This is a genomic window from Vibrio sp. 10N.222.46.A1 (assembly GCF_041473595.1).
GTDB lineage: Bacteria > Pseudomonadota > Gammaproteobacteria > Enterobacterales > Vibrionaceae > Vibrio > Vibrio tasmaniensis_A.
In genome coordinates this window covers 1-716 of sequence record NZ_JBFRSN010001734.1, presented here as the reverse complement: position 1 = coordinate 716, position 716 = coordinate 1, and the positions used below count along the sequence as shown (strand labels likewise).

Here is a 716-nt window from a genome sequence, read left to right as displayed (position 1 = left end):
GCAGCAACCTGAATTTGATACTCAGTGTTGTGTTCCACCAGCAAAAGGCGAGGCACACGCAAACTCTCAAGAATGGATCATCGGTGAAGCACTGACCAATCTTTATGTGGGCATGAGCCGATATAATCGCGGCGAGAAGCTTTCTGGCTCTCGCTTTGTTCAATCTTACGCTCTTGATCGTTTGATCGATCTTGTGGATCAAACTGAGCATTCTGAGCCTGAATTCGTTGATGAATTTATGTCGGATAGAAGGCTAGAAGCACGCTTTCCTAAGTTTGCTCAATTGCTACCAACCTTTACCCAAGGTTACGAGCGCACGGCTGAATCGGCACTTGCCCAACTAGCGTTCCTCAACACCCACTTCACAGTTAACCAAGCCATGTGTGACCGAATCACTGAACTGTGTTCCAGTAAAGATTAAGCCTATAACCTGTTAATCTTAAGACCTATTTTCTTGGTGCGCGTAAATAACAGTTGTCGCTCGTCTGTATTGTTGATAGGTTTTAACCATGAAATTTAATTCTGCTTCAACTTCAACTTCAACTTCAATTTTCTTTTGGTGGTGCTCTCAATAGAGCAGCACGGAATACTTACATTCTTTAGCTGCTGGACGGTAGCTAAGAATGTCATCAAAAATGTCGCCTCTTTTTATCTCCAGTAGCCTTTTTAACTTGGAGATACACCATGAATACCAACTCAAACAGCCATACCGACAG

Annotated in this window: 1 pseudogene; it reads left to right on the top strand. The window is 43.3% G+C overall.

The features are described 5' to 3' along the window. A pseudogene (locus AB4496_RS29080) lies at window positions 1-421 on the top strand (hypothetical protein); the annotation flags it as partial. Window positions 422-716 lie beyond the last annotated feature (295 nt).